Consider the following 24,591-nt stretch of genomic DNA (forward strand, 5'->3'; position numbering starts at 1 on the left):
AACTGCCTGAGTCGTTCGGATCAACCGTGCGCCACGAACGCCGCGATTCGGGCGTTCGCCGCCTCTTGGAGCACGCCGGGAGCGATCGGGAAGCAGGTGTCCGGTGTGCCCGCCGCCGCGTAGACCACGTCGTGATCCATCAACGACGGGTCGAGATAGGTGGGCAGCGGTGCCGGGTGACCGAACGGCGGCGTACCGCCGATGGCGAAACCAGTGGCCTCCCGGGCTGAATCCGCACTCGACATCGCGACGGGTCCGCCCACCACCTCGGCCAGCCGGTCGAGATCGATTCGATGATGACCGGCAGTGAGGGCGAGGACGGGGCCGTCCGGACCGATCACCACCAGCGACTTGACGATCTGGCTCACGTCACAACCGACCGCCGCGGCCGCGTCGGCCGCCGTGCGGGTGCCGTCCGGGTAACGCACGGGTTCGACGAGAACACCCTCGGCCTCGGCCGCGGCGACGAATCGTTCGGTGGCATCCGTCCTCGCCATCAGGTCGCCGACTCGTCGACCTCGGTCGGATCGCCTGACAGCCACGTGCCGTGGAACCCGAACGGCACTCGTTGGGGAAGCTCGATGGTGGCGACGGGTCCCGCGCCCACATCGGTGGCGTCGAGCACCGCGAGCAGCGAAGCATCCTCGGCCTTGTCCCACACGAAGGTGAGCAGCCAGCCCTCGCCCTCGCCACTCGTCGGCGAGTCGGCGACGAACGTCACCTCGTTGGGTTGCTGCGCGGGTCCCGGCCGCCAGCTCGAGATCGCGCCCGACGCAACATCGAACGCGGCGACGCCGTTGAACTCCAGGTCGCCCTCGCTCGTGTCCTCCGGCTCCACGAGCCAGGCGACGGAGTGCCTCCGCCCGGTGAAACGATCGTCGATCTCGGGCAGGTCGAGCGGGGTGTCGCTGAGCGTCGTCGTCGACCACGACAGGTCCGCTCCCGAGGTGTCGATCTCCCAGCGGGTCAGCCGGCTGCCCTCGTCGTTCAGGTCGCTGCCGTCGTCGAACATCGAGTTCATGCGGGACACGTCGACCACGATCCGTTCGCCGTCGCGGTGGGCGTTGGTGCCGTGGAAGACGTAGCAGTTGTCGATCTCCACCCACCGCATGTCGGCGTCGCGTCCGCCGAGCGGCATGACACCGACACGCGACCCGTGGTCGGGGGTCCACGAGAACGGATTGAGCGCCCCGTTCGCCGCCGCCTCGAGGTCGAACAACACCGGTAGCTCCCAGAAGATGACGTCGGACTCGGTGATCGCGAAGTCATGGATCATCGCGGCGGCGCCCACGGAGATCTCTTCGCGGTGAAGGAGCGTGCGACCGTCGGCCGACGCCACGTAGTAGGTGAGGTACGGCGGCGTGAACCCGTAGCCGAAGAAGTGCAGCAGCCCCGTCGCCGGATCGCGTTTGGGATGCGCAGTGACGTTCCCGCCCACCCCGGTGCCGCCAACGGTCCCGAAGTCGAGCGGGCCGCTCGACGAGAGGTCGGTGGCCGAGATCTCGACGGGCCACCCCACCTCGCCGAGCGCGAGCAGCCGACCCCCATGGGCGAAGACGCTGACGTTCGCCTGGGTTTCCGAGAATCCCGGAATGCCGTCGAAGTCCCCGAACTCCCGACCGTCTCGGTACAGCGCGGTGTCGACGTAGCGGTTCCCGTACCACGCCGCCTTCCCTTGCTCGAAGCGCACGCCGTGGATCATTCCGTCCCCGAAGAACCAATGGGGCGACCGACCGCTCGACGGGTTGGAGCCGTTGCGGGCGTAGAGCCCGTGCAGCGACGATGGCAGGGCTCCGTGGACCACGAGCTCGTCGACCTCGATCTCCTCGGTCACCGGCGCGAACCCACCCTGGAGCCAATAGGGCGTGGACGGGTCGAACGATGGAGGAAGTGTCGTCGTGGAGGTGGAGGTCACCGCGGTCGTCGTGGAGGTGGAGGAAACGGCGGCCGTCGTGGACTCGCCGTCGGCGCTACAGGCCCCCAGGAGGAGTCCACCGCCCACCACCGCGCCGCCGGCGAGAAAGCTCCGCCGATCCACTAACGGCGGCCCCTGACGAGGCGACCGGGGCGGGCGCCGGTATCGACGCCCTCGCGACGGGTGACCTGGCCGGCGACGATGGTGGCGACGTAGCCCTCGGCCGTCTGGATGAGGCGGCGACCGCCGGCCGGAAGGTCGTGGACCAGTTCGGGGGTCCGCAGGTTGAGTCGGTCGTGGTCGATCAGGTTGATGTCGGCCCGCTTGCCGACCTCGAGTGTGCCCCGGTCGGTCATGCCGAACAGCGCGGCGGTGTCCTTGGTCTGCTTGCGCACGACCCACTCCAGCGGGAGCTGTTCGCCCCGAGCCCGGTCACGTGTCCAGTGGGCGATCATCGTGGTCGGCAACGAGGCGTCACAGATCAGTCCACAGTGGGCGCCGCCGTCGCCGAGCCCGACCACCGCCTGCGGGTGGGTGAGTTGCTCGCGGATGACGTCGTGGTTGCCGTCGACATAGTTGTAGAGCGGCAGCATCAGCAGCGCCTTGCCGTCCTGCGCACAGAACGCGTCGTAGGCGGCTTCCTCCGGCGAGACACCGGCTGCATCGGCCAGGCCGGCCACCGATCGGTCGGGGGTCGGCTCGTAGTCGGGCGGATCACCGAGGATGTACAGCGACTCGAGCATGCCGGCGGCGAGCATGGCGATGCCCTCGTTGAGCGCACCGGTGCCCTCGCCGTTGTCCTCGCCGAGAATCGCCGCCTTCACCTCGGGCTTGCGCAGCTCGATGATGCGCTCCTCGACCGGCAGGTCGGCGAGGGTCTGATAAGTCGGCCGAAGCATGAACGGATGACCGGTGTCGAAGCCGATCAGCACGCCGAAGGGCCGACCGGCCACCTGGGGATGCAGGTTGGCGCCCTCCGCCGTGGCCGCCAGCGAGGCGTCCATCTGCTCGCGCCACAGATCCGGCGCGGCCGGCACCTGCAACATGGCGAAGGTCACGGGCTGGCCGGTCTCCGCCGAGAGTCGCCGCATCCAATCGATCTCCTTCATCGGTGCGACGAGATCGAGTCCGGCCGATCCGGCCGGCGCGAGTTCGAAGACACCACCACCGCCGTCGCGCAAGGCGCGACCCATGGCGAAGAGCTCGTCCTCGGCGGCAAAGGTGCCGGGCACGGGCTCACCGTCCATGGCCCGATGACCGATGGTGCGCGAGGTGGACACGCCCAGAGCCCCGGCCACGATCGCATCCTTGACGATCTCGGCCATCGCCTCGATCTCGTCGGGCGACGCCGGCTCGTTCTTGGCGCCGCGCTCCCCCATCACGTAGGCCCGCACCGACCCGTGGGGAATCTGGGTGCCGACATCGACGGACCATTCGAGCCGGTCGAGCGCGTCGAGATACTCGGGGAACGTCTCCCAGCTCCAGGTGATGCCCTCGCTGAGCGCGGCACCGGGAATGTCCTCGACCCCTTCCATCAACTGGATCAACCAGTCCTCGGTACCCGGCCGCACCGGCGCGAAACCCACACCACAGTTGCCCATGACGAGGGTGGTGACCCCGTGCAACGAGGTGGGTTCGAGGGTCTGGTCCCAGGTGACCTGTCCGTCGTAGTGCGTGTGCACGTCGACGAAGCCGGGCGTCACGAGCAGACCGGTGGCGTCGATCACCTCGGTCGCGTCGTTCCCGAGATCGGGGCCGACGGCCACGATGATGCCGTCGGTGATGGCCACGTCGACGACTCGGCGATCGGCGCCGGTTCCGTCGACGACCGTGCCGTTGCGGATCAAGAGGTCGTACATGGTTCTCCTAGATTCTTTCGGGTGAGGGGGCGCGGCCGGCACGAACGAGGCGGCCCGGTCGGGCGCCGGTGTCGACGTCGTCACGGCGGGTGACCACGCCGTTCACGATCGTCGCCTTGTAGCCGGTCGCGAACTGCACGAACCGCTTGCCGCCGGCCGGAAGGTCGCGGGCGACCTCGGGCGGGCGAAGCGTGAGATTGTCGAGATCGACGACGTTGATGTCGGCCTTGGCCCCGACCTCGAGCGTGCCGCGATCGTGGAAGCCGAACAGTCGGGCGGTGTCGTGGGTCTGCTTCTTCACGATGAACTCGAGCGGGAGCTTCTCGCCGCGGGTGCGGTCGCGGGCCCAGTGGGTCAGCAGCCAGGTGGGTTGGGAGGCATCGCAGATCACGCCGCAATGCGCGCCGCCGTCGGACAGGCCGATGACGCCCGCCGGATGGGTGAGCATCTCGCGCAGCGCATCACCGTTGCCGTCGGCGTAGTTCAGGAACGGGAACAGCAGCAGCGCCCGTCCCTCGTCCTCGAGCAACATGTCGTAGAGCAGGTCGTCGACCTCGCGGTCCATGCCCTCGGCAATGGCCTTGATCGTGCGCTCCGGGCCCGGCTCGTAGTCGGGGGGATCACCGAGCACGTAGATGCGGTGCATCGAGCCGAGGATGAACTGCGAGAACGGATTGTCGGTCTCGGGCGTCTCGGACAGGATCGCGGCCCGCCGTTCGGGGGTGCGCAACTCGGCCACCAGCTCGTCGAGGGGCAGTTCCTTGATCGATTCCCAACTCGGACGTTCGCGCCAGGGGCTGAGGCCCTCGAGGCCGAGCAGGATGCCGTTGAGTCGACCGGCCACCTGGGGGTGGATCGATGCACCCTCGGCCGCCGCCTCGGCCGAACGATCCATGAGCTCCTTCCACAGCCGGGGTTCGTCGTTGATCTGGACCAGCACGAACGACACCGGCACACCGGTGTCCTTCGAGATCTTGACCATCCAGTCGACCTCCTTGTGCGGCGCGACGGTGTCCTCACCCGCCGAACCCATCGGCGCGAGTTCGAGCAGCCCGTGCCCGGCGTCGGCGCAACCGCGGGCCAGACCGTAGAGCTCGTCCTCGGCGGCGAACGTGCCGGGCACCGGTTCACCGTCCATGGCCGTGTGGGCGAGCGTGCGCGAGGTGGAGACGCCCAACCCGCCGGCTGCCACCGCCTCGGCGACGATCCTGCGCATCTCCTCGATCTCGTCGGCCGTGGCCGGCTCGTTCCTGGCGCCCCGCTCACCCATCACGTAGGCACGCACCGCGCCGTGGGCCACCAGGCACCCGACATCCATGCCCCATTCGCGCTGGGCGAGGTTGTCGAGATATTCGGGGAAGGTCTCCCAGGTCCAGTCGATTCCCTCGCTGAGCGCGGCACCGGGAATGTCCTCGACCCCTTCCATCAGCTGGATCAACCAGTCTTCGGTACCCGGCCGCACGGGGGCGAATCCGACACCGCAGTTGCCGGTGACGATCGTGGTGACCCCGTGGCTCGCGGAGGGTTCGAGGATCGGATCCCAGGTGACCTGGCCGTCGTAGTGCGTGTGCACGTCGACGAACCCGGGGGTGACGATGCAGCCGCCGGCATCGATGATCTCGTCGGCCGTCCCTTCGAGCGCAGGCCCGACCGCGACGATCCTGCCTTCTCGGACACCCACGTCGGCCAGGAACCGGTCGGCGCCGGTGCCGTCGACCACGGTGCCATTGCGGATGATCAGATCGAAGTCGGCCATGGGCGCGACTCTAGGGCGCCCCGGCCGACCGTTCGAACTCACTCGACGGGCATGACCTGCGTGGCGGCGACCGTGGTGTCGAACGTGTCGTCGCAGAGGGTCGGATCACCGGTGTCGACGCCGAGCGTGAACCGAGGCCTCGCGTTGTTCGGCTGAACCGTGCGTCCACGTGTGTGGGCTCGACCTGCTGCCCCGCCGATGCCTGGATGCGGTCGTCATTCGCCCAGGATCCAGGCAGGCAGTCGGCCTGGAGTTCGAGCCGAATCGTGAGCGCGTTGACCTCTTCCTGTGATCCAGCCCGGCTCTGCGCAGCACGGACGTCGTCGGAGACACCGGTGATCGTCTGGACGTGGTGGGCGACCACGTGGGCCTGGGCGAAATCGCCGCCCGCGCCGGCGTCTCCCTCGTCCCGATCCTGAGGACCCGAACCCTAGGCCGCGAGCAACCTCGCGAGCGCGGTGAGTTCGCGATCGAGCCGGGCGGCGGTCGAGCGGTACACCTCGATCGGTTCCCCGGCCGGGTCGGCGATCTCCTCGGATGCTCGCCCGATCGTCGGTCCGCGCCGTTCGCCGCCGAGACGCCGGATCGTGCTGAGCACATCACCCTCGAGCGGCTGGGGACCGAGCAGGCGCAACAACTCCGACGGAAGGAAGACCCCGGAGCGAATCGTCTCGCGTCGGGCGATGGCCGCGCCCGCGTGGTCCCGGGTCATCGCGAGCACCAGATCGACGTCGAGGTGACCTGGTTCGATCCGGCGGCTCCGATGGGCGCCGAGGTCGAGCCCCATCTCCTCCATCACCGCAACCGCATTGGGGGTGGCCGCCCGGTCGCCCCACCCCAGGGTGCCGGCGGAGGCGACGGTCGCCTCGACGCCGAGGTCGGCCAGACGCGCGGCGAGGATCACCTCGGCCATCGGTGATCGGCAGGTGTTGCCGGTGCAGAGCGTGAGAACCCGAATTCCGTTCACCCGGCCACGATGCCATGAACGAAGAACGAATAGGGTGCTGCCGTCGACGTACGGGGACGAAGGGGAGAATGACATGGCTGGTCCACTCGAAGGCGTGAAGGTCGTCGAACTCGGTGTGTGGGTGGCTGGGCCGGCCGCCGGCGGCATCCTCGCCGACTGGGGTGCGGACGTCATCAAGATCGAGCCGCTGGCGGGCGACCCGGCCCGCACCTTCCAACGGATGCTCGGGTCGGACATGCCCACGAACCCGGTCTTCGACATGGACAACCGGTCGAAGAAGTCGATTGCCCTCGACCTCTCGACCGATGACGGCCTCGCCATCGCGAAAGCGCTGATCGCCGAAGCCGACGTGTTCCTCACCAACGTGCGCCTCGCCGGCCTCGACCGGCTCGGCCTCGATCCCGACACGCTCACCGCCGAGCACCCCCGGCTCGTCTATGCCGCGATCACGGGCTATGGCCTCGAGGGCCCCGACAAGGACAAGGCCGCCTACGACATCGCCGGGTTCTGGGCCCGCTCGGGCATCGCCCACATGCTCACGCCCGACGGCAGCAACCCGCCGTTCCAGCGCGGCGGCATGGGCGACCACAATGCGGGTCTCGCCGGCGCCGCCGCGATCAGCGCGGGGCTCTACAACCGGGAGAAGACCGGAAAGGGCCAACTCGTCTCCACCTCGCTGTTCCGCGAGGGCATCTACACGCTGAGCTTCGACCTCTCGGTCACCGTCGGCTGGGGCCTGACCCTCGCGGTCGGACAGCGCGAAACGATGCACAACGCGTCGATGAACAACTACGTCACCGGCGATGGCAAGCGCTTCTGGATCGTCGGGCTGGAAGCCGAACGTCATTGGCCGCCGCTGGCCCGCGTCGTCGGTCACCCCGAATGGATCGACGACCCGCGTTGGGCCACCGCCATGGATCGGGCGATGAACGGTCAGGAACTCATCGCCGAGCTCGACAAGATCTTCGTCACCAAGTCACTCCCGGAGTGGATCGAGCGTTTCGACACCGAGCCCGACTTCTTCTGGGCCCCCGTCAACTCGCCTGACGACCTCCTCGCCGATCCACAGTTCGTGGCCTCGGGTGCCCTCATCGAGGTGCCCGACGGTGCCACCACGACCTCGATGGTCGCCACCCCGTGCGACTTCCACGGCACACCGTGGGCGGCACGGAGCCTCGCCCCCGAACTCGGCGAGCACACGGTCGAGATCCTCGAATCGCTGGGCCGCGCCGGCGACGCCGATCGCCTCGCCGCGGCCGGTGCCATCGGTCTGCCGCCGGGGAATAGCCTGTCCGGGTGAGGTGGATCGACTTCCGGGGCATCATCGTCGTCGCCGTGGCGCTGGGCGCGATCGCGTTCGCCTGGAACCGCATCGAGAACCACTCCGGTCGCGATGACGCAGCCGGTTCGGCGTCCACCACCTCGACGACCACCACCACGGTGCCGCCCACCACGACCCTGAGCCAGGAGGCGGCCAACGAGCTGATCTGCGAACGGGCCCGGACACTGGCCGACAACGTGGCCGAGATCCCGGATCTCGCCGGCACCGGACCGGTCGCGGTGCTCGCCTACGCCTTCTGGGAGGACATTTACCCGCTGACCAGCGTCGGTGCCCGGGCCGAGATCGACGGCGTCATCAACTACTACGCCGACTATCTCGAGACGGCCGGGCCCTACGACTACGACTTCGCCCGCATCATCGTCGAAGGCGACAAGGAGAAGCTCGAGCAGCTGGTCACGCGCCCGGCACCCGGGTTCGAGGGAGCCCGAGCACTGATCGGTTTCGGCTGCGGCGTCGGGATGCCCGAGCAGCCACTCATGGACGCCGAGGACTTCGCCGACCTCGAAGACCGACTGCTCGACGACGCATGAGTTATCCGCCCGCCGTCCACGTGTTGCGCGACCTCGGATTCGTCGCCCACGACGACCACACCCGGATGCCCGTCACGGCCGGACTCTGCGATGCCCATGGTCTGCGCCTGGGCGCACTCGCCACGCTGGTCGACGTGAGTGGCGCCGGCATCGCGCTGCGATCGGTCGCGCCCGACTGGATCGCAACCGCCGATCTCCACATCCACGTCATCCGACCGGTGGCCGGCGGTGACGTGACGATCAGATGCCGGCCGCTGCGCCTCGGCGCTCGCAGTGTGGTCGTCGATGCCGTGATCCACGACGACGACGGCGCAGTCTGTGCCACGGGACGAATGGCCTTCGCCCGCATTCCCGGCTCGGCGACGAGAGTCGCGGTCGACGACGACGGCACCCCCCGGCCGACCGGACCGATGATGGACGGCGGCCGACCGATCCTCGATCCGGTCGTCGAGATGTGCGGCATGATTCCCGTCGGTCCCGGCCAACTCCGGGTCGACAAGACCCCCTACATCGAGAACAGCTTCGGCACGGTCAATGGCGGCGTCCTCGCCCTCGCCGCCGAGGCCGCCGCGGTCTCCGCGGCCGGCGACGGGTGGGCCCGCGACCTCCACATCCACTATCTCGAACAGATCGGCGAGGGGCCGGTGGGTGTCACCGCCGAAGTGATCCGCGACGACGTCGACAGCAAGCTGTGCGCGGTCCGGATCGAGGATCGCTCGACGAATCGTCTCGTCGCGATCGCCGATGTCGTCACTTCAGCGCGTCGACCATCCCACTGACCCGCTCGAACTCATCGGCGGGTAGCGGCTCTTGGAACAGAAACCCCTGCATGAGGTCGATCCCGAGGTCGATGACCATGGACCGCTGCTCGATCGTCTCGACCCCTTCCGCGATCACCTCGATGTCGAGTGCCCGCGACATCGAGACGGTCGCCTCGACGACGGCTCGCGACACGTCGTCCTTGCCCAGTCCGGCGATGATCGAGCGATCGACCTTCACCCCGCGGACCAGATCGAGGTCGCGGATTCGCGACAATGAGCCGTGGGTAGTGCCGAAGTCGTCGATCACGATGCGGCACCCGAGGTCGGCCACACGATGCAGCACCCGACTCGAGTCGTCGATACGGCGGAGCAACAACTCCTCGCCGATCTCGAGATCGAGTTGATCGGCACCGACGCCGGCCCAGGCCAGGATCTCCGCGACCCGGTCGGCGAAGGCAGGGTCGACCAGTTGACGCTCGGCGACGTTCACGCCGACCCGGGTGCGATGGTCCGGACCGTAGAGGTGGTTCCACACGGACGTCTGGGCGACGGCTTCGCGCATCACCACTTCGCCGAGCCGGGCGATCAGGCCGGCCGCCTCGGCGACCTCGAGGAACCGTTCGGGACTGAGGGTGCCGTGCACGGGATGCTGCCAGCGCACGAGTCCTTCGACCGCCACCGTTCGCGCTTCCGCCGCCGAGATGATCGGCTGGTAGTACACATGGAACTGACCATCGGCGAGGGCCGGGACCAGCGACTGTTCCACCTCACGGCGACCGAGCACCTCGCGCCGCTGGTGGTCGTCGAACACGTCGATACCGAGCCGGTGCCGCTTGGCGCGATACATCGCCTGGTCCGCGTTGGCCACGAGATCGTCGGGGCGGGCCGGGTTGAGCCGGGAGCCGACCGCGATGCCGATGCTGGGCGTCATCAGGATGTGGCCGTCGGCGATCTCGACGGGCGCCTCGAAAGCCCGGCGCACGTTCTCGGCCACTTCGCGAACGGCCGGTTCCCGCTCGAGGCCGAGGGTGACGACCACGAACTCGTCGCCACCGAAGCGGGCGACGAGGTCCTCGGACCGCACCGACGCCCGCAAGCGCTCGCCGAATCGCTGCAGGAGTTCGTCGCCGGCCTCGTGACCCATGCTGTCATTGATCGCCTTGAAGCCGTCGAGATCGAGGAACAGCACGCCGACGACACTGTCGTGGCGGTACGCGCTGCGCAGGGCGACGTCGAGCCGGGCCCGGAGCTCGTCACGGGCCAGAAGTCCCGTCAGCTCGTCGTGCGATGCCCGATGCTCCATCTCGCGCAGTCGAGCGTGGGTCTCCCCGCTCATCGCGCGTTGGGCCAGGAGGGTGGCGGTCATCAGTGCGGTGACGAGCGCCCCCGTCACGAGGGTCACGCTGCCGCCGTCGAGCGCGAAATCGCGACGGTGGCCGATCCACAGGGAGACCCCGACGGTCGCCAGGAGACCGAGCGCGCTCGGAAGACACACCGAGAGTGCGATCTTCTGGACAAGTGGACGGCCGGCGTCGCGCCGGTTCTGCGAAGTCACGACGGTGGTATCGGTCCGGCCGCGACCGCAAGTGAAGCACCTCACGAAGGTGGGGCCGATCGACCCATGATCTGCCCTCCAAAACCAGACTGAACGGCCCATCAGTTCGCCTTCTCCGGGTTCGACCTGCCAGATTGCGGCCATGGAACGATTCATCGACAAGGTGGCAGTGGTGACCGGCGCCGGGTCAGGCATCGGCCGCGCCACCGCGATTCGGCTCGCCTCAGAAGGTGCTTCGGTCGTCGCGGCCGACATCAACGAGGCGGTCGCCGGTGTCGCCGACGAGATCAGGGCGGCCGGCGGGACCGCGGTATCGGTGTGTGCCGATGTCAGCCGACGCGACGGGGCCGAGACGCCGATCGACCTCGCGCTCGACACCTACGGGCGCCTCGACGTGCTGTGCAACATCGCCGGGGTGCTCGCCGCATCCCACTCCGACCAGACGACCGACGACGAGTGGGACCGGGTCATCGCGGTGAACCTGACGGGCGTGTTCTACACGACACGCCACGCCCTGCCCGCCATCGTGGAGTCGAAGGGCTCGATCGTGATGGCTGCCTCGACCTCGGCACTCTCGGGTCACCCGTGGATGACGGCGTACAGCGCATCGAAGGGCGGCGTGCTCGCGATGACGCGCACACTGGCCATGGAGTACGCGCGGCGCGGCGTTCGCGTCAACGCCGTGGCGCCGGGGGGCATCACCACGCCGATGGTCGGGGGCCTCGAGCTTCCCGAGGACATCGATTTCTCCCTGTTCGACCGGATCTCCCCCCTCGACGAGTTCCGGGGGCCGGAGACGGTTGCCGCCGCCATCGTGTTCCTCGCCGCCCCCGAGGCGGCCCACATCAACGGCGAGGTCCTCCGCGTGGACGGTGGGACGCTCGCCTGACGAGCTCTACTCAGCGCGTGTACCCACGACCGCCTCGAAGCCGAGAACGAAGATCAGTGGGATGGCCGGCAGCGCGAAGAGTGCGACCAGGCCGAACACGATGCCCGTGCTGAAGCCGACGACGACCAGTGCGAGCGCGACGACGGTGCCGATCATGGCCGCCACACGGATACCGCGTAGCGAGTTGGAGACCACGGGGGGTTCGGTCGACTCTTCCACGGGCCTCCATCGGCGTCGTTCGCGGCCCCTTGACCTTCGCCACCCTTCGTGGTCGAGGACCTGCGAGCATGGAACGGATGCGCGTCCCCCTCCGCTGCCTTGCCGGCATCGTCGTCGTCAGTCTCGTCGGTGCGTGCGGGCCGACGCCGGATGCCGCGCCGGCCACGGCCCCGGTGCCCACGACGAGCCTCACACCGACCCTCGCACCGGCGGCCGTTTCGCCGTGGCCGGCCGCGATCACCGACGACCTCCAGGAATGGCACGTGCAGGTCCTCGCTCGGCTCCCCCACGACGAAACGGCGTTCACCCAGGGATTGGAGGTCGCCGCCACCGGCACGCTCGAGAGCACGGGCCGTCTCGGCGCGTCGACCCTGCGGTTGCTCGACCCCACCAGCGGCCGGGTTCTGCGCAGCACGGCGCTCGACGCCGACCTCTACGGCGAGGGGTTGACCGTCGTCGACGACGAGATCGTCCAGTTGACGTGGCGCAACGGCATCGCGTTGCGCTACGACGCCGACACGCTCGAGCCGGTCGGCGAGTTCCGCTACGAGGGCGAGGGATGGGGTCTGTGCGCGGGCCCCGAGGGACTCTGGATGTCCGACGGCAGCGCCCGACTCGCCCGGCGCGATCCCGTCACCTTCGACCTCCTCGACTCGGTCACGGTGCGCCGGGGCGACGACGAGGTCCCGGCGCTCAACGAACTCGAGTGCATCGATGACCACGTCGTGGCCAACGTGTGGAAGTCCGACGAGATCGTCGTCATCGATCCGTCGTCGGGGGACGTCGTCGCCACCATCGATGCCGCCGTCCTCCGCGACGCGATCGACCCCGCCGACGACGAGGCAGTGTTGAACGGCATCGCCGACCGAGGTGACGGCACCCTTCTGCTCGGCGGAATGTGGTGGCCGACCTTCTTCGTCGTGGGGGTCGCCACCGAGGGCGTCACACCAGCGGAATAGTGTGGCCGCATGACCCCGCTGACCTATGGCCTCGACATCGAGACCGACACCACGGTCAACGGGCTCGATCCCGAGGTCGCGGCCGTCGTGGCCATCGCCCTCACCGGCGACAACCTCGAGGTCGTGCTCGACGGCGACGAGTCGACGATCATCGGTGAACTCGACGACGTGCTCGCCGCGCTGCCGGCCGGCGTGCTGGTCACCTGGAACGGTGGCGGCTTCGATCTTCCGTTCCTGGCCGACCGGGCGCGGCGGCTGGGCATCCGGCTCGGTCTCGAGCTCCGGCTCGATCTCGCGATCGGTGGTCATCACGAACCGCTGGCCGGCCACGCCGGTGCCTACCGGGCCACCTGGCATCACCACGGTCATCTCGACGGCTACCAGCTCTTCCGGGCCGACGTGGGCGCCAGCCTCCACCTGCCGTGCGGCCTCAAGCCCCTGGCCCGCATGGTCGGCTTGCCGGTGGTCGAGGTCGACCGCGAGCGCATCCACGAGCTGTCCGACGACGAACGGCGCGACTACGTGGCCAGCGACGCCCGCCTCGCCCGCGCCCTGGTCGCCCGCCGGGTCGCGTGGGAAGCCGGTATCGATCAGCCGTCGAGGGGCTCATAGCCGGCCACCTCGTGGTGCGGCGTGTCGAGATAGATCTTCGCCTCGGGAACGCCGCCGAACTTGCCATGGCTCCACCGCACCTCGACATGGCCCTCGACGACACGGTCCGCATCGGTGACCCGATCGGACAGGTCGGCCCGCCACCGCACGGTCGGCTGGCCCACGAAGTCGGGCCACATGTCGAAGCTGCGCAGTCCGAAGCGATTGCGGAAGTCCCACGGCGTGCCCACGCGATAGCGCAGGGGTTGATCATCGAGGCCGGCCCCGAGCACGAAGTAGGGCGCAGCCTGGAGCCGCAGCACCCGCCACAGGAACTCTTCGCGTTCGCGTCGGCCCGGCGCGGCCCGGAGCAATCGTTCGGCGCTCGCTCGGGCGATCTCCGACGCGACGTGCTGCCAATCGCTGCGAAGGTGGGCCGGCCAACGCCCCTTCAGCGCCGACTTGAGCAGCTGCCGGTGGACGGCCTCGAGGTCGACCACGCGCTCGGGCAGCGTGGCTTCGCCGACATGGCCTCGGACCTGGGCGTAGAACTCCTGGAACGACTCGGGGGCAACTGCCGCGAACCAGTCGCCCGACTGCTTCGACCGCTCGCTGAGGGCACGATCGAACACGTGCCAGGGCGACGCGTTGTGCAAGATGTTGGACCCGTACTTGCAGCTCAGCAGGTAGACGTGGTCGACGCGCAGGTCAGCCGGAATCTGCTCGTAGGCCGGTGGCCGGTGGGGACCCTTCCACTCGACCACCCACGGGGGACGACCGCGGAGCCCGTCATCGGCTCGGGCGAACACCGCCCCGTTCTCGTAGGCGGTACGAAAGATCTGGTCGTGGGTGCCGCCGGCGAACGCCGTGTCGAGTCGGTCGTAGATGCCGTCGTCGACATTGAGGATGAACCGGGGCCGGGCCGCGAGGGCCCGCTCGATGTCCCGGAAGCCGAAGAGCCCGAGCCCGGTGGTGATCTCGGTGATCTCGGTGCGGGTGTCAGCCACCGGCCGACCCACCTTCGGCGAACAGCCGGGTGAACTGGAGTTGCGCGCCGATCATGTCGGCCGGAAGGTCGTCGTCCGTGTAGACGCTCTTGCCGTCGTAGACGTCGATACCGGTGCCGGTCGTGCGGATCCACGCCACCGTTGCGTCGCCCCACCGTTCTTCGAGCAACGCCGCCCGGATGGCGTCGGCCTCCCCGGCCAGCAGGCTCGGATGGGTACGGGCGACGACCTCGAGGGCGAGGACACGGTGCAATAGGACGATGTCGTCGGCCAGAAAGATCGACGGTGGCTCGGTGTGGACGACGGCGTAGGCGACCGTCGCCATCAGATCTTCTCGATGTCGCTCTCGGTCCAGAAGCCGAGGACCGGCAACACTGCGCCCCCCTCGGCATAGGCCCGCAGCCGGGCGACACCGGCCTTGTCGAACATCTCGACCGCATCGAAGACCTGATCGGGGCCCACGGCCCGCAACGCCTTGTCGCCCTCGCTGTTGGCCTTGGGCAGGTTGGAGGTGAGCACCAGCACCCGGCTGGGGTCCTGCGGTTCGTCGGTCGCTCGCAGCACGTGGATACGACCGAGGGTCTTCCACAGCGTGTCGGTGCGCATCAAGCCGGGACGGACCGTGGTGAACGCGCCGGACACATCGACATAGAACTGCCCACCTTCGGCGTCGGCCACGAGGAAGTTGAACTGCACCCCGACCTTGGGCACCTTGACCGGGGTCCTGACGATCTCGAACCCGGCTTCCTCGAGCACCCGCTGGGCGATGTCGGCCGCCTTCTTGCCCTCGCTGGTGGCTCGAGCCTGGAAGAACTCCTGACGGTCGGCATCGTCGTCGGGCAGCTCGAACAGCGGATCCTCGGCCTCGACCTCGACCGTGCGCAGGTGGGGGCGGGTCCGTTCGGCCTCGACCCGCTCGGCCGCGATCTCGCAGTATTCCGGATCGAGATCGAACCCGATCCCCCGTCGACCGGTGCGCTCGGCGGCCACCAGCGTGGATCCCGAGCCGAGGAAGGGGTCGAGCACCGCATCACCCTCGTAGGTGTAGAGGTCGATCAGGCGGCGGGGCAGCTCGACCGGGAACGGGGCCGGGTGCCGCACCCGCTTGGCCGACTCGGGGCTGATCTTCCACACGTCGAGCGTGGCCTCCATGAAGTCGTCGGCCGACATCGTGCTGCGTCGTTCCTTGGACTGAGCCCGGTCGAAGCGCCCCTTGCTGGCCACGATCACCCGCTCGGTGAGATCGCGCAACACCGGGTTGGTGGCCTTCCGATAGGAACCCCAGGCCACCGAACCGGTGGCCCCCTCGGCCTTCTGCCAGATGATCTCGCCCCGCAGGAGGAGTCCGAGATCGTCCTGGAGAATCGAGATGACGTCGGCGCTCAGACTGCGATACGGCTTGCGGCCCAGATTGGCGACGTTGACGGCGATGCGTCCGCCCGGCTCGAGCACCTCGACGCACGACGCGAACACGTCGCGCAACATCTGGAGATAGTCGAAGTAGGAGGTGGGCACGCTCGGCACCGACCCCCGGGTGTCGGGATCGCCGGTGATGGCGAGTTCGTACTCCTTGCCCACGAAATAGGGCGGCGAGGTGGCGACCAGGGCGACCGAGTTGGCCGGCAGCACCGACGAGATCTCGCGGCTGTCGCGATTGTGGATGGCCCTCACCGACGCGGGGATTGGGTTGACCGAGTCATCGGCGCTGATCTCGGGCGGGGTGAAGCGCTCGTAGAACGACGACGAATCGTGGCTCTCGCGCTTGCCCACGCCGAAGGCCGTCGTGGCGGTTGATTTGCGAATGTCAGACACTGACGGTCTCCCGAACTCGTGGAGCGATCCTACGGCGCACCCTATGGACGGCGTGTGACACTCAGCCGGGGAACAACTCCGACAGGCGCACCCGCACGGCCGGTTCGAGCGTGTTCCAGTCGTAGATCGAGCCACCGATCGACGCCGTGTCGGCCAGGGCGTCGACGAACCGTTCGATCTCGTCCACCGTGGCCAGGGGTTCCGGCGGGTCGGGCGGATCGTCGACCCCGTCGAGTCCGCCGATGCCGCCGATGCCGTGCACCAGCGCATCGGGGTCGCCGACATTGGTACGCAGACGCCGGGTCGACTCCTCGTGATACGTGTAGCCCTCGCCGTAGCCCGACGCGTCGGACCGGAACGACCAGTAGCTCATCGGCAACCACACGTCGTAGACCTCGGCGATCTCGGTCCACGGGAAACCCGGCCAGAACGAGGTGTTGATCACCTCGGTCTGCACCGGCGGCGGCACGATCGCCCCGACCGGATCCGGGCCGACCGCGGCACCCAGGCCGACCGTGAGATCGACGAGGCGGGACGATCGCGTCTCGTCGTCGATGGGGTTTCCCTCGAGGTCTGGACCGATCCACTCGATGTCGACGGCGATCCCGTCGAATCGGTGGCCGAGCACCTCGAATTCGGACATCGCAACGAGCCGATCCAGGTCCTCGGTGGACGCCTCGAACCGGGGCAGGTACCAGCCCACCACCTCGACCCCCTCGCGATGCGAGGCCAGAAGCATCTCGGCCAACAGCCACGGGTCGACGAGTCCGTCCGGCGTGCGATCATCGAGCCGGGCGCCCTGGAGATACAGCGTCCGCACGCCGAGGTCGGCCATCTCGGGCAGATCGGCAGCGGTCACCGTCGGTGGGTTGTAGGCCGGGTCGAAGTCGAACACGTCGACCCAGGTGCCGTAACCCCGGTACGGGTCGATCGTGCGAGCCGGCGCGGTGTCGAGCTGCAGCGACGGATCCACCATGGCGAGCGCGGCCGGCGCGGTGACGACCACGACCGGATCGGGGTCCTCGACGAAGCTGTCGGCGACGTACACGCCGCCGCCGACGACGAACGCCGCGACCACCACGAACGCGCCGAGCCACCACAGACGGATCCGGGTGGCGGGCGAGAGGGAGGGCATCGGACGCCGATCGTAGGGGGAATCCGCGCGCCGACCGCGTTTGCGATCCTGCCGGGACCTGGCATCCTGTCACCAGGCGATTCGCTCGGTCTTTCGCCGAGCATCCCGATCTGTGAGGACCCCTCTTGAGCTACAAGCCTGGTGACCGCGTTGTGTACCCCCATCACGGGGCGGCGGTGATCGAGAAGAAGGAAAAGCGCACCGTGTTCGGCGAAGAGAAGGAGTATCTCGTCCTGCGCATGGCTCACGGCGAGATGACCCTCGCCGTCCCGGTCGACAAGGCCGAGGAAGTCGGCATGCGCTGGCCCATATCCACCGAGGACGTCGAGGACCTCTTCGAGGTCCTGGCCAAGCGCGACGTGCGCGAGCCGGCCAACTGGTCGCGGCGCTTCAAGAACCATCAGGAGAAGCTGAAGTCGGGCGACGTCTACCAGGTCGCCGAGGTCGTGCGGAACCTGGCGCTTCGTGATCAGGCCAAGGGCCTTTCGGCCGGCGAGAAGTCGCTCTACACGAAGGCCCGCAACGTGCTGGTCTCCGAACTCGCCTTCGCCCTCGACGTCGAAGAAGACGATGCGATGGCCAAGGTCGACGGCGCCCTCGTCTGAGAAGCTAGGGAGCGCCGTCGAGGCGCTTCTTCATCTCACTGGCCATGTTGTCGCCGATGCCGGCGAACGCCACCTGAAGCCCGCGATCGAGCAGGCGGGCGGGACCCTTCATGAGCACCTCGAGATCGAGCGTGATGCTCGATCCCCCGTCGCGCTCGACGATCTCGATCACGTCGCGGCCCTTCACCTTGCCGGCCGTCTCGAACACGATCCGCGACGGCGGGTCGAGCTCGTCGGCTGGGTCGAAGGAGACCGTGTAGGTCGCGTCGATCGCCTTGCCGTAGAAACCGACGGTCACGTCGAAATGATCGCCGGCGGCGACCACGCGACGCACCGACGGGTCCCACTCCACTCGGTTCATCGGGTCGCGCAGGTAGGCGAACGCCTGCTCGGGCGTCGCGACCACGTTGATCGTCGCGGTGTAGCTGGCCATTCCACGAGAGTCACCGAAGCCAAGCGCCCCAACAAGGGTCGCGCGACCTATTTCGCGCTGCCACCATGTTGGAGGAACGGGGGACTGTCCGCCGGACTCCGCTACCACGAGCAGCCGTACTGGTGCCCGGACCGGCGTTGCACACCGACGACCCGACCCGACCGTCGCTCGGCGCCATCAATGCTTCTGCTGGCCTCGTCAGCTCGCGTGATGAGCTCCGCTGGCCCGAGTCGACGGCGGCTCCTCGCGTTCTCCACCGCCCGGGGTCGGCATAGCTCGACCGTGATCCTCCGGTCGACGGCGGCACCCTGCGTTGCGAGACGCTGGCCCAAGTCGAAGCGGGGCGGCGACGGTCATGAGCCGTTACTTGCGCCACCTGCGGCGAAGGCGAGACACCGCTCGAACTTCCACGCGGATGTTGCCAAGTCGATCACGATGAGCTCGCCGGAAGCGCACCTGTCGGACCGGTTGGTAATGCCGAGAAGTGCTTCTCCGTCCTCGAACAGGCCGTACACAGCTGGTGGTAGGTCGGCGACTACGACAGTCGCCCGGCCGGACGCCGGGTCGATCTCAACCAATGCGTCACCACTACCCGATCCCTGGACCGTCCCGTAGAGCACCCCATCCCGAATGATCAGATCGCCACTCGAGGTGAGACCGTCTCCGAACTCCCCGACAACAGCGCCAGTGCCGGTCGCTACATCGAGTAGAACGAGATCACCGCTGGTGGTTGCGGAGAACAACCGTCCGTCAGGGGCGAACGCCAATGCGTTGGTGGACCCCACGTCGTGGCTTCCGACAAGTGTCGCCGCCCCGGAGCTATCGAGCCGATAGAGAGCACTGAAGCCGACTCCGTACAGGTTCCCATTGTCGTCGACCGCCACATCGGTCAGCTCTACGCCCGCCGAGCCATCTTCGACTGCGCCGAGATACCAGTCGTTCTCCCGAGTCACTTCGTAGATCGCCGAGGTGGAGCGGAACGTCGCGCCGTACGAGAGAATCGGACCGCGGGGCCGCTCCACGATGTCGCCGCCTGGGCGGACTCTGATTCTGAGGTCGTTATTCACCTCGAACTCGCGACCTGTGTCCTTCAGGTTGGAGATCAGCGCAGGGATGGTGCTCAGGATGGACTTCGCCACCTCGAATACCGGCTCGACAGCGATCTGCAACGCCGCCCGAACGCAGTCCTCGAACTCTTGGAGGTAGCTGAGGATACTGCCCGAATCGAACCTATCGATCACTTCAACCAGCGACTGTCCGCCGCTGACGAGGCAGTTGATCGCGTCCACCGTGTTGTCGATGTCGTCTGAGTCGAGCCAGATGGCCTTCACCAGGTCGACTGCGAGGTCGACACCGGTGAAGGCGGGAGTCGACGTAGCCTCAATCACGAGGGTGTTGCCGACCTCGGCGCCTAGGACACTTGCGTCAATCCGGTAGGCGACCGTCGCCCCGGGCGGAAGGTATGCCTGGCGCAGGTCAAGGGTGCTGTCGAGCAGCTCGTAGAACGCTACCAGCCCGCCCGTGCCCGAATCGATTTCGAAACCCGGCCACGTCTCCAACGTGAGGGTGGCGCTAGGGTGGCGATCGACAACCATGCCGTACGGTCGGTTGTTCGCAATCTTGACAGTGAGTATCGACGATCCGTCCTCGACGCTCAGACACCCGTACAATGGCGGCTGATCACCTTCGGCAGAGAACACCAGCTCATAGGTCTCCGCCGCGGCGGCGCCCTCTCCACAGTCGGGCGGGGATGCGCCTCGGACCCCGAGCCAGCCTGCGACGTTGGTCACCAACAGATCGATGCCCTCCATCAAGGCCGCAACTGAGTCGTCAACCAATCCCAATGCTGCGTCATACAGCCGCTTGATCTGTCCTGCTGACCATCGGACGCCGTCGCCGATCCAGCGGAAGAGACCGAACAGACTCAGATGGTCGAGCATGGCAACGAGCTCACCTCCTACATCGTCAAACGTCGTCGGAACCGGGACCCAGACACCGCTCGCTGGATCCCAACGGCCCATGAAGATCGCTTCGGGCCGATCCCAGTCGGAACGCACCGGCACTCGCACAGTGAGCGGTACCGACGGCTGCTGACCGTCGGCGTCAATCTCAACTGCACCAGACACGGTCTCGGACCCTTCGTTGGGGGACGGGATCCGCTCCGGCGCCGAGGTGCGAACGTCCACTCCGGCAACGAACGCGGCATCGGGTACCTCGAGGACCAGACCCTCGAGCGAACTCGTCGCGACGGTCGCACGTTTGCGGTCGTGAGCCGATGATCCCTCGGCCGTCACATCGATGTCGCTCAAGGACGTCCCCGGCGCCTCTGACGTGCTGCTTGACGACGCGGGGTTCCCTTCGTCTATGACCGGTTCGCCGCAGGACCCCGCCACCAACGCCACCCAAACGAGCGTCGCGATCCGGCGAGCCAAAGGCGGACTCAGCATGACGACGTCTCCTCATAGACAATCGAGTCGGGATCGGAAAGCGCCAACGCGTAGATGCCGAACTGGGCGATCCAGTGAGCATGGCGTAAGTAGTCGCTGCGCCAGTAGCCGGGCAGCGACCAATGAGCCAAGAGCGACCTGGCATAGGCCTCATCGAACTCGGGCGCACCCGTCAGCACATGCAACGTCCGATAGCCCCACGCGCGCGAGAAGTTCTGGCCGGCGTGGTGGGATCCGACAATCGTGTCGGGGCCGAGATCCGGGCGGATCCACGCCCCGGGCTCGGTCGTGGCCACCCACTCAGATGCGATACAGGGGACGATCGTCCCGAGGGCATGAACGAGAAGAAGGCATGGCTCGAAGAACTCTGTTCCCGGCTTCGACTCAGCGGTGCCACATCCCAGCTCGCTCAGAGCAGTCGGAGCTGTCGTCGCCAACCAACCCTCGAGCTCCGTCGCAAGGGGCCCGTCGTTCCGCGACGATGCGTAGCGGTGGAGATTCAGAATGGCCCATGCTGCGTTGTCATAGTTGTCGTTCGAAAGATCGCGCGAGAGTGCGAGGGGTTCGTCGCGGTAACGCAGCGCTAGTTGAGCCGCCGCCGCGTCAGCCAGCTCGGCGAAACGTCGATCCGCAGTGTCCGTCCATGCCAGCGAAGCTACGAGCAACCATGCGAAACCATACGGATTCTCATGGTCGAGAACTCCGGACTCCACGAGCGACATCTCCTCCGCCACAGCATCGGGCGTGGCGGCGAGGACCAGTGGTCGGATCAGGCTCGTATCGTGCATGGACGCTGCGAGCGACGCCAGAGCGAAGTGGGCGTGAACCGCCGAGTGCCAGTCGACGCAGCCCGAGAATACCGGCCATCGGGTGTCCTTGCGTTCGACGCAGTCGGTGATCGGCTGGCTCAGGTCTGCGGCGAAGCGATCCCGATAGACCTCCAGCATCGTCCTGAAGGGCCCGTGAGCATCTTGCGCAAGCTCGTGTCCGTCGGCTTCCTCCACCGGAAGGGAGGGAGACGCAACTTGCGGAAACGACGTCACCCGCGAAGGTAGGGGCGGTGATTCAGTCGGCGAAGGCGCTGAAACTCCGCCCCCCGTGCAAGCGCACACCAGGGCACCCGCAGCGCCCAGCGCGCACCAAAGCCGTAGTCGCGTCATCGATAGGAGAGACCAAGATCGGGGTCACAGCCGAGTAGCAATCGATAGTCGATGTCGTCCTGCCATCCCGCGAACGTCAGCTCATAGGTGGAGCGAGCCGCCGCCTCATCGGTGTCGACAGCGACAAGGGCGAGGTAGCCACCGTCGGGGTGCTCGACGCACGTCGACACTACCAGTCCCGAGAAGCCGATCTCGACAAAGCGCACACCGAACACGTCTCGTACCTGGAGCGCCTCTGTCAGGTACACCGTTCCGCCGCCAACGTCGAGCGAGTCGAGGGCCTGGAGTTCAATGGCGAACACCCTCGCCGACGAGTAGTCCGACGAACAACTGTAGACGAAGTCGTAGCTGCCTACGCCGCCGACCTGGAACAGGAACGAGCCCTCGAAGAACCCAGGCGAATCAGTGGACAGGTCCGTCACCTCTGGCTCGATCGCCGACCCGTCAGGACCGATCAGACAACTTGTCTCCGGACGACGCAGGTCGCTGTTGCCCGTGGCCTGGAAAGCCACCTCGATCTCGTTCCCTCGGTAGGCGATCCCGACGACCGTGGCATAATAGTCGCCCGTGACGGAGCCGCTATACCTCGACTCGACGCCGGGAACCCCGGCGGCCGCGATGAGTGTGGGGTCGGAAGGCGGTCCTAGATCGAGTCGAGCCTCGGAGGCATCGCTAACGTCGATACTTACCGCGTCGCCGGGATCGCCGTCGTCGATGACTAAGACGATGGTGTCGCCGCCACCAGCCACGGGCACGACCGTGGGCCCCGATGCGGTGCCATTGCCGATCCACGCGATTGCAAGGCCATCGTCGAGAAACCGCATTGCCGCGTCCCCAGCGCCCTCCACCCGCAGCAACCTGTCACCGCGGATGGCTGACGCGTCGACACAGACCACGACCGTGCCCGATTCGCCGACGACCGCCTCGGGCGACTCCGTCGGGGTCACACCTTCGCTTCCGCACAGCGCCTCGGCATCATCGATCACGGGCTCGACCAAGCCGAAGAGGTTCGTGGGTTCAACAAACGGCGATATGTCGGTGCCCTGTGGTGGGAAGAACTCCGCCCCTTCGAGCAAGGTCGACACCTCGCGATTGTCGAGTCCGACCCGACGGACCTCCGCATCACCGCGATCGATGACCCCGTAGGTCAATACCCCATCACCACGCCTCACGGACGTGAATGTGTCAGCGTCATCGAGCTCAACGACATCACCCGTGCTGGGATCAACCAGCGCCAGTATCTGGGAATCGTTCTCATCTTCGCGTAGACGCGCGACGAGTTGATCACCCACGGCGGTCAGAGCGGACGCCTCGACCCAGTCGCGGGCGTCGAGGCGAAGGCCCAGCTCGCCGCTGGGGCCGTACGCGGCGAGGGTCGGTGCGTCGCCCGCACCTGAGGCGCTCACGAGAAATGCGCCAAGCGAGCGAGCGAAACTCACCGAGTACCCACCGACATCACCGCGGAACTCGTCAACCTCCGTGACATCGCCGCCAACACCGCCGACACTCACGATTCGACCCCCGTCATCGTCGGTCAGGACGAGAAACGCACCCGACTCCACGTCGATGTACACCCCCGAGATCGAATCCTCGACCAATACCTCCCTGTTGCCGCTCGCTGGGTCAATCTCAACGAGTTGATCGGTCCCCCCAACACGAGTCCACGCAACCACGCGCCCCCCCGCAACCGTCGCCCTCACCGGGCCGAAATCGCCAATCTCGCGAACCCCACCGTCGACGTAGGCGACCACTTCGACCCGACCGTCACCGTTGTCGAGATGAGCGACTGCGGACCGCTCGTTCAGCGTCGTTCCTGCCACCTGTACGACGAGTGCGTTTGCTCCGCGCTCGTCGAGCAGACGCCCGCTGTCCGGGTCGACGGCTACAACGGAGGCATCGCCCCCGTCCACATCTGCACTCGCCACAAGCAGCTGACCAGGAAGGACCACCACACGGGAGATCACCTCACCTGGCAGCTCGATCGGTTCGAACCGCTCCTGCCCATCAAGATCGACCACCTCGAGCATGATCTCCGACCCGTTTGCGTCGATCCCAAATACTGATCCCAGATCGCCGGAGAGCCCACACCGCGTGGCCGTCATGACCCTGAAGCTCGACTCCGCATCTGCCACGTAGCAGCGCTCCGTGCCATCGGAGGCGAACTCCCTCACTAGCGCCCTTTCCCCATTGACCACCTCGACCTCGAACGAGTTCGAATCGTCGTGCACAACCACGGGGTCTCTGCCTTCAACGATCCGGATTAGCTCATAGTCGTTGCCGTCAACCAGCCCGCTCGCCCACACAGCACCGTCAACCTGCAATGGCGTGAATCCCTGCCACGTTCCATCGGCGCTAGACACGAGCCCCATCGACTCGAGCCCGACCAGCACCCGGTTCTCCCGCCCGACGTCGCCACCGATCTCTACGAGATGGACGTCTGTCTCATCCCGGACCAGCAACCGTTCCGAATCCCCCCCCTCGCTACACGAGGCCATCAGAAAAAGCACGAACGAAAGCCGAGCCGTCGACGCCAGAGCACGACCTAGCCAGCGAGGGGCCTGTGGCGGTTCGTCAATCACCATGTGCGCAACCATCCCTCGATCTAGACCAAGACTGGCGGAGAGCGAGTTGATCCGCCGGGTGAAGAGT

22 protein-coding genes are annotated in these 24,591 nt (G+C 67.3%); 7 read left to right on the top strand and 15 right to left on the bottom strand.

From position 1 onward, the window contains the following. Nucleotides 1–20 precede the first annotated feature (20 nt). The 5 genes from RIB98_08320 to RIB98_08340 form a co-directional block, all read right to left on the bottom strand. Nucleotides 21–497, bottom strand: a complete 477-nt coding sequence (locus tag RIB98_08320; protein ID MEQ8840971.1) for a YbaK/EbsC family protein — start codon at nucleotides 495–497, stop codon at nucleotides 21–23. Next, a complete protein-coding gene (locus RIB98_08325; GenBank protein ID MEQ8840972.1) occupies nucleotides 497–2,038 on the bottom strand; it encodes a carotenoid oxygenase family protein in 1,542 nt (513 codons plus the stop codon). Before RIB98_08325 ends, RIB98_08320 begins: the two co-directional genes overlap by 1 nt. Next, the gene (locus RIB98_08330) at nucleotides 2,038–3,774 is read right to left on the bottom strand and encodes an amidohydrolase family protein (protein ID MEQ8840973.1); all 1,737 of its coding nucleotides are present in this window, start codon (nucleotides 3,772–3,774) and stop codon (nucleotides 2,038–2,040) included. The genes RIB98_08325 and RIB98_08330 overlap by 1 nt, the downstream gene beginning before the upstream one ends. Nucleotides 3,775–3,781: 7 nt before the next feature. After that, the gene (locus tag RIB98_08335; protein ID MEQ8840974.1) at nucleotides 3,782–5,530 is read right to left on the bottom strand and encodes an amidohydrolase family protein; all 1,749 of its coding nucleotides are present in this window, start codon (nucleotides 5,528–5,530) and stop codon (nucleotides 3,782–3,784) included. A gap of 430 nt (nucleotides 5,531–5,960) precedes the next feature. After that, nucleotides 5,961–6,497 carry a hypothetical protein gene (locus tag RIB98_08340; protein ID MEQ8840975.1) on the bottom strand — a complete coding sequence of 179 codons (537 nt, stop codon included), beginning with the start codon at nucleotides 6,495–6,497 and terminating at the stop codon, nucleotides 5,961–5,963. A gap of 73 nt (nucleotides 6,498–6,570) precedes the next feature. Between RIB98_08340 and RIB98_08345 the strand changes: the two genes are divergently transcribed. Genes RIB98_08345 through RIB98_08355 form a run of 3 tightly spaced genes read left to right on the top strand, consistent with a single transcriptional unit; the run spans nucleotide 6,571 to nucleotide 9,148 of the window. Then, the gene (locus tag RIB98_08345; GenBank protein ID MEQ8840976.1) at nucleotides 6,571–7,797 is read left to right on the top strand and encodes a CoA transferase; all 1,227 of its coding nucleotides are present in this window, start codon (nucleotides 6,571–6,573) and stop codon (nucleotides 7,795–7,797) included. Next, entirely contained in the window at nucleotides 7,794–8,369 is a 576-nt protein-coding gene (locus RIB98_08350) for a hypothetical protein (GenBank protein ID MEQ8840977.1), read from the top strand. The genes RIB98_08345 and RIB98_08350 overlap by 4 nt, the downstream gene beginning before the upstream one ends. Further along, complete coding sequence (locus RIB98_08355) at nucleotides 8,366–9,148, top strand: PaaI family thioesterase (protein ID MEQ8840978.1); 783 nt, start codon at nucleotides 8,366–8,368, stop codon at nucleotides 9,146–9,148. The genes RIB98_08350 and RIB98_08355 overlap by 4 nt, the downstream gene beginning before the upstream one ends. Here RIB98_08355 and RIB98_08360 read toward each other — a convergent pair. Further along, entirely contained in the window at nucleotides 9,120–10,685 is a 1,566-nt protein-coding gene (locus RIB98_08360) for an EAL domain-containing protein (GenBank protein ID MEQ8840979.1), read from the bottom strand. The genes RIB98_08355 and RIB98_08360 overlap by 29 nt on opposite strands. A 142-nt stretch (nucleotides 10,686–10,827) precedes the next feature. Here RIB98_08360 and RIB98_08365 point away from each other — a divergent pair, with 142 nt between their 5' ends. Then, nucleotides 10,828–11,574, top strand: a complete 747-nt coding sequence (locus RIB98_08365) for an SDR family NAD(P)-dependent oxidoreductase (protein ID MEQ8840980.1) — start codon at nucleotides 10,828–10,830, stop codon at nucleotides 11,572–11,574. 6 nt (nucleotides 11,575–11,580) lie between these two features. On the opposite strand, the gene RIB98_08370 is transcribed toward RIB98_08365, so the two are convergent. Continuing rightward, the gene (locus tag RIB98_08370) at nucleotides 11,581–11,793 is read right to left on the bottom strand and encodes a hypothetical protein (protein MEQ8840981.1); all 213 of its coding nucleotides are present in this window, start codon (nucleotides 11,791–11,793) and stop codon (nucleotides 11,581–11,583) included. A 77-nt stretch (nucleotides 11,794–11,870) separates the two neighbouring features. Between RIB98_08370 and RIB98_08375 the strand changes: the two genes are divergently transcribed. Together RIB98_08375 and RIB98_08380 are read left to right on the top strand one after the other, a co-directional pair. After that, nucleotides 11,871–12,752, top strand: coding sequence for a glutaminyl-peptide cyclotransferase (locus RIB98_08375; GenBank protein MEQ8840982.1), 882 nt, complete (start codon nucleotides 11,871–11,873; stop codon nucleotides 12,750–12,752). A 9-nt stretch (nucleotides 12,753–12,761) separates the two neighbouring features. After that, nucleotides 12,762–13,364: a hypothetical protein gene (locus RIB98_08380; GenBank protein ID MEQ8840983.1), complete on the top strand. Its 603-nt coding sequence runs from the start codon at nucleotides 12,762–12,764 to the stop codon at nucleotides 13,362–13,364. On the opposite strand, the gene RIB98_08385 is transcribed toward RIB98_08380, so the two are convergent. The 4 genes from RIB98_08385 to RIB98_08400 all read right to left on the bottom strand — a co-directional run bounded on the left by RIB98_08385 (nucleotide 13,343) and on the right by RIB98_08400 (nucleotide 17,297). After that, on the bottom strand, nucleotides 13,343–14,350 hold the full coding sequence (locus RIB98_08385) for a hypothetical protein (GenBank protein ID MEQ8840984.1): 1,008 nt from the start codon (nucleotides 14,348–14,350) through the stop codon (nucleotides 13,343–13,345). The genes RIB98_08380 and RIB98_08385 overlap by 22 nt on opposite strands. Further along, nucleotides 14,343–14,675: a hypothetical protein gene (locus RIB98_08390; GenBank protein MEQ8840985.1), complete on the bottom strand. Its 333-nt coding sequence runs from the start codon at nucleotides 14,673–14,675 to the stop codon at nucleotides 14,343–14,345. The genes RIB98_08385 and RIB98_08390 overlap by 8 nt, the downstream gene beginning before the upstream one ends. After that, nucleotides 14,675–16,162, bottom strand: a complete 1,488-nt coding sequence (locus RIB98_08395; protein ID MEQ8840986.1) for a site-specific DNA-methyltransferase — start codon at nucleotides 16,160–16,162, stop codon at nucleotides 14,675–14,677. The genes RIB98_08390 and RIB98_08395 overlap by 1 nt, the downstream gene beginning before the upstream one ends. A gap of 61 nt (nucleotides 16,163–16,223) precedes the next feature. Beyond that, nucleotides 16,224–17,297, bottom strand: coding sequence for a hypothetical protein (locus tag RIB98_08400; GenBank protein MEQ8840987.1), 1,074 nt, complete (start codon nucleotides 17,295–17,297; stop codon nucleotides 16,224–16,226). Between the two features lie 125 nt (nucleotides 17,298–17,422). Between RIB98_08400 and RIB98_08405 the strand changes: the two genes are divergently transcribed. Beyond that, nucleotides 17,423–17,902 carry a CarD family transcriptional regulator gene (locus RIB98_08405; protein MEQ8840988.1) on the top strand — a complete coding sequence of 160 codons (480 nt, stop codon included), beginning with the start codon at nucleotides 17,423–17,425 and terminating at the stop codon, nucleotides 17,900–17,902. 4 nt (nucleotides 17,903–17,906) lie between these two features. Here RIB98_08405 and RIB98_08410 read toward each other — a convergent pair whose 3' ends face one another. The 4 genes from RIB98_08410 to RIB98_08425 form a co-directional block, all read right to left on the bottom strand. Next, nucleotides 17,907–18,335 (bottom strand): SRPBCC family protein, encoded by a 429-nt coding sequence (locus RIB98_08410; GenBank protein MEQ8840989.1) that lies wholly within the window; start codon nucleotides 18,333–18,335, stop codon nucleotides 17,907–17,909. 353 nt (nucleotides 18,336–18,688) lie between these two features. Beyond that, complete coding sequence (locus RIB98_08415; protein MEQ8840990.1) at nucleotides 18,689–20,644, bottom strand: hypothetical protein; 1,956 nt, start codon at nucleotides 20,642–20,644, stop codon at nucleotides 18,689–18,691. Between the two features lie 131 nt (nucleotides 20,645–20,775). Beyond that, nucleotides 20,776–21,825 (bottom strand): DUF2891 family protein, encoded by a 1,050-nt coding sequence (locus tag RIB98_08420; protein MEQ8840991.1) that lies wholly within the window; start codon nucleotides 21,823–21,825, stop codon nucleotides 20,776–20,778. Nucleotides 21,826–21,938: 113 nt separating this feature from the next. Further along, nucleotides 21,939–24,524 carry a hypothetical protein gene (locus RIB98_08425; GenBank protein ID MEQ8840992.1) on the bottom strand — a complete coding sequence of 862 codons (2,586 nt, stop codon included), beginning with the start codon at nucleotides 24,522–24,524 and terminating at the stop codon, nucleotides 21,939–21,941. Nucleotides 24,525–24,591 lie beyond the last annotated feature (67 nt).

The sequence above is a fragment of the Acidimicrobiales bacterium genome, assembly GCA_040219515.1.
Taxonomy (GTDB): Bacteria; Actinomycetota; Acidimicrobiia; order Acidimicrobiales; family Aldehydirespiratoraceae; genus JAJRXC01.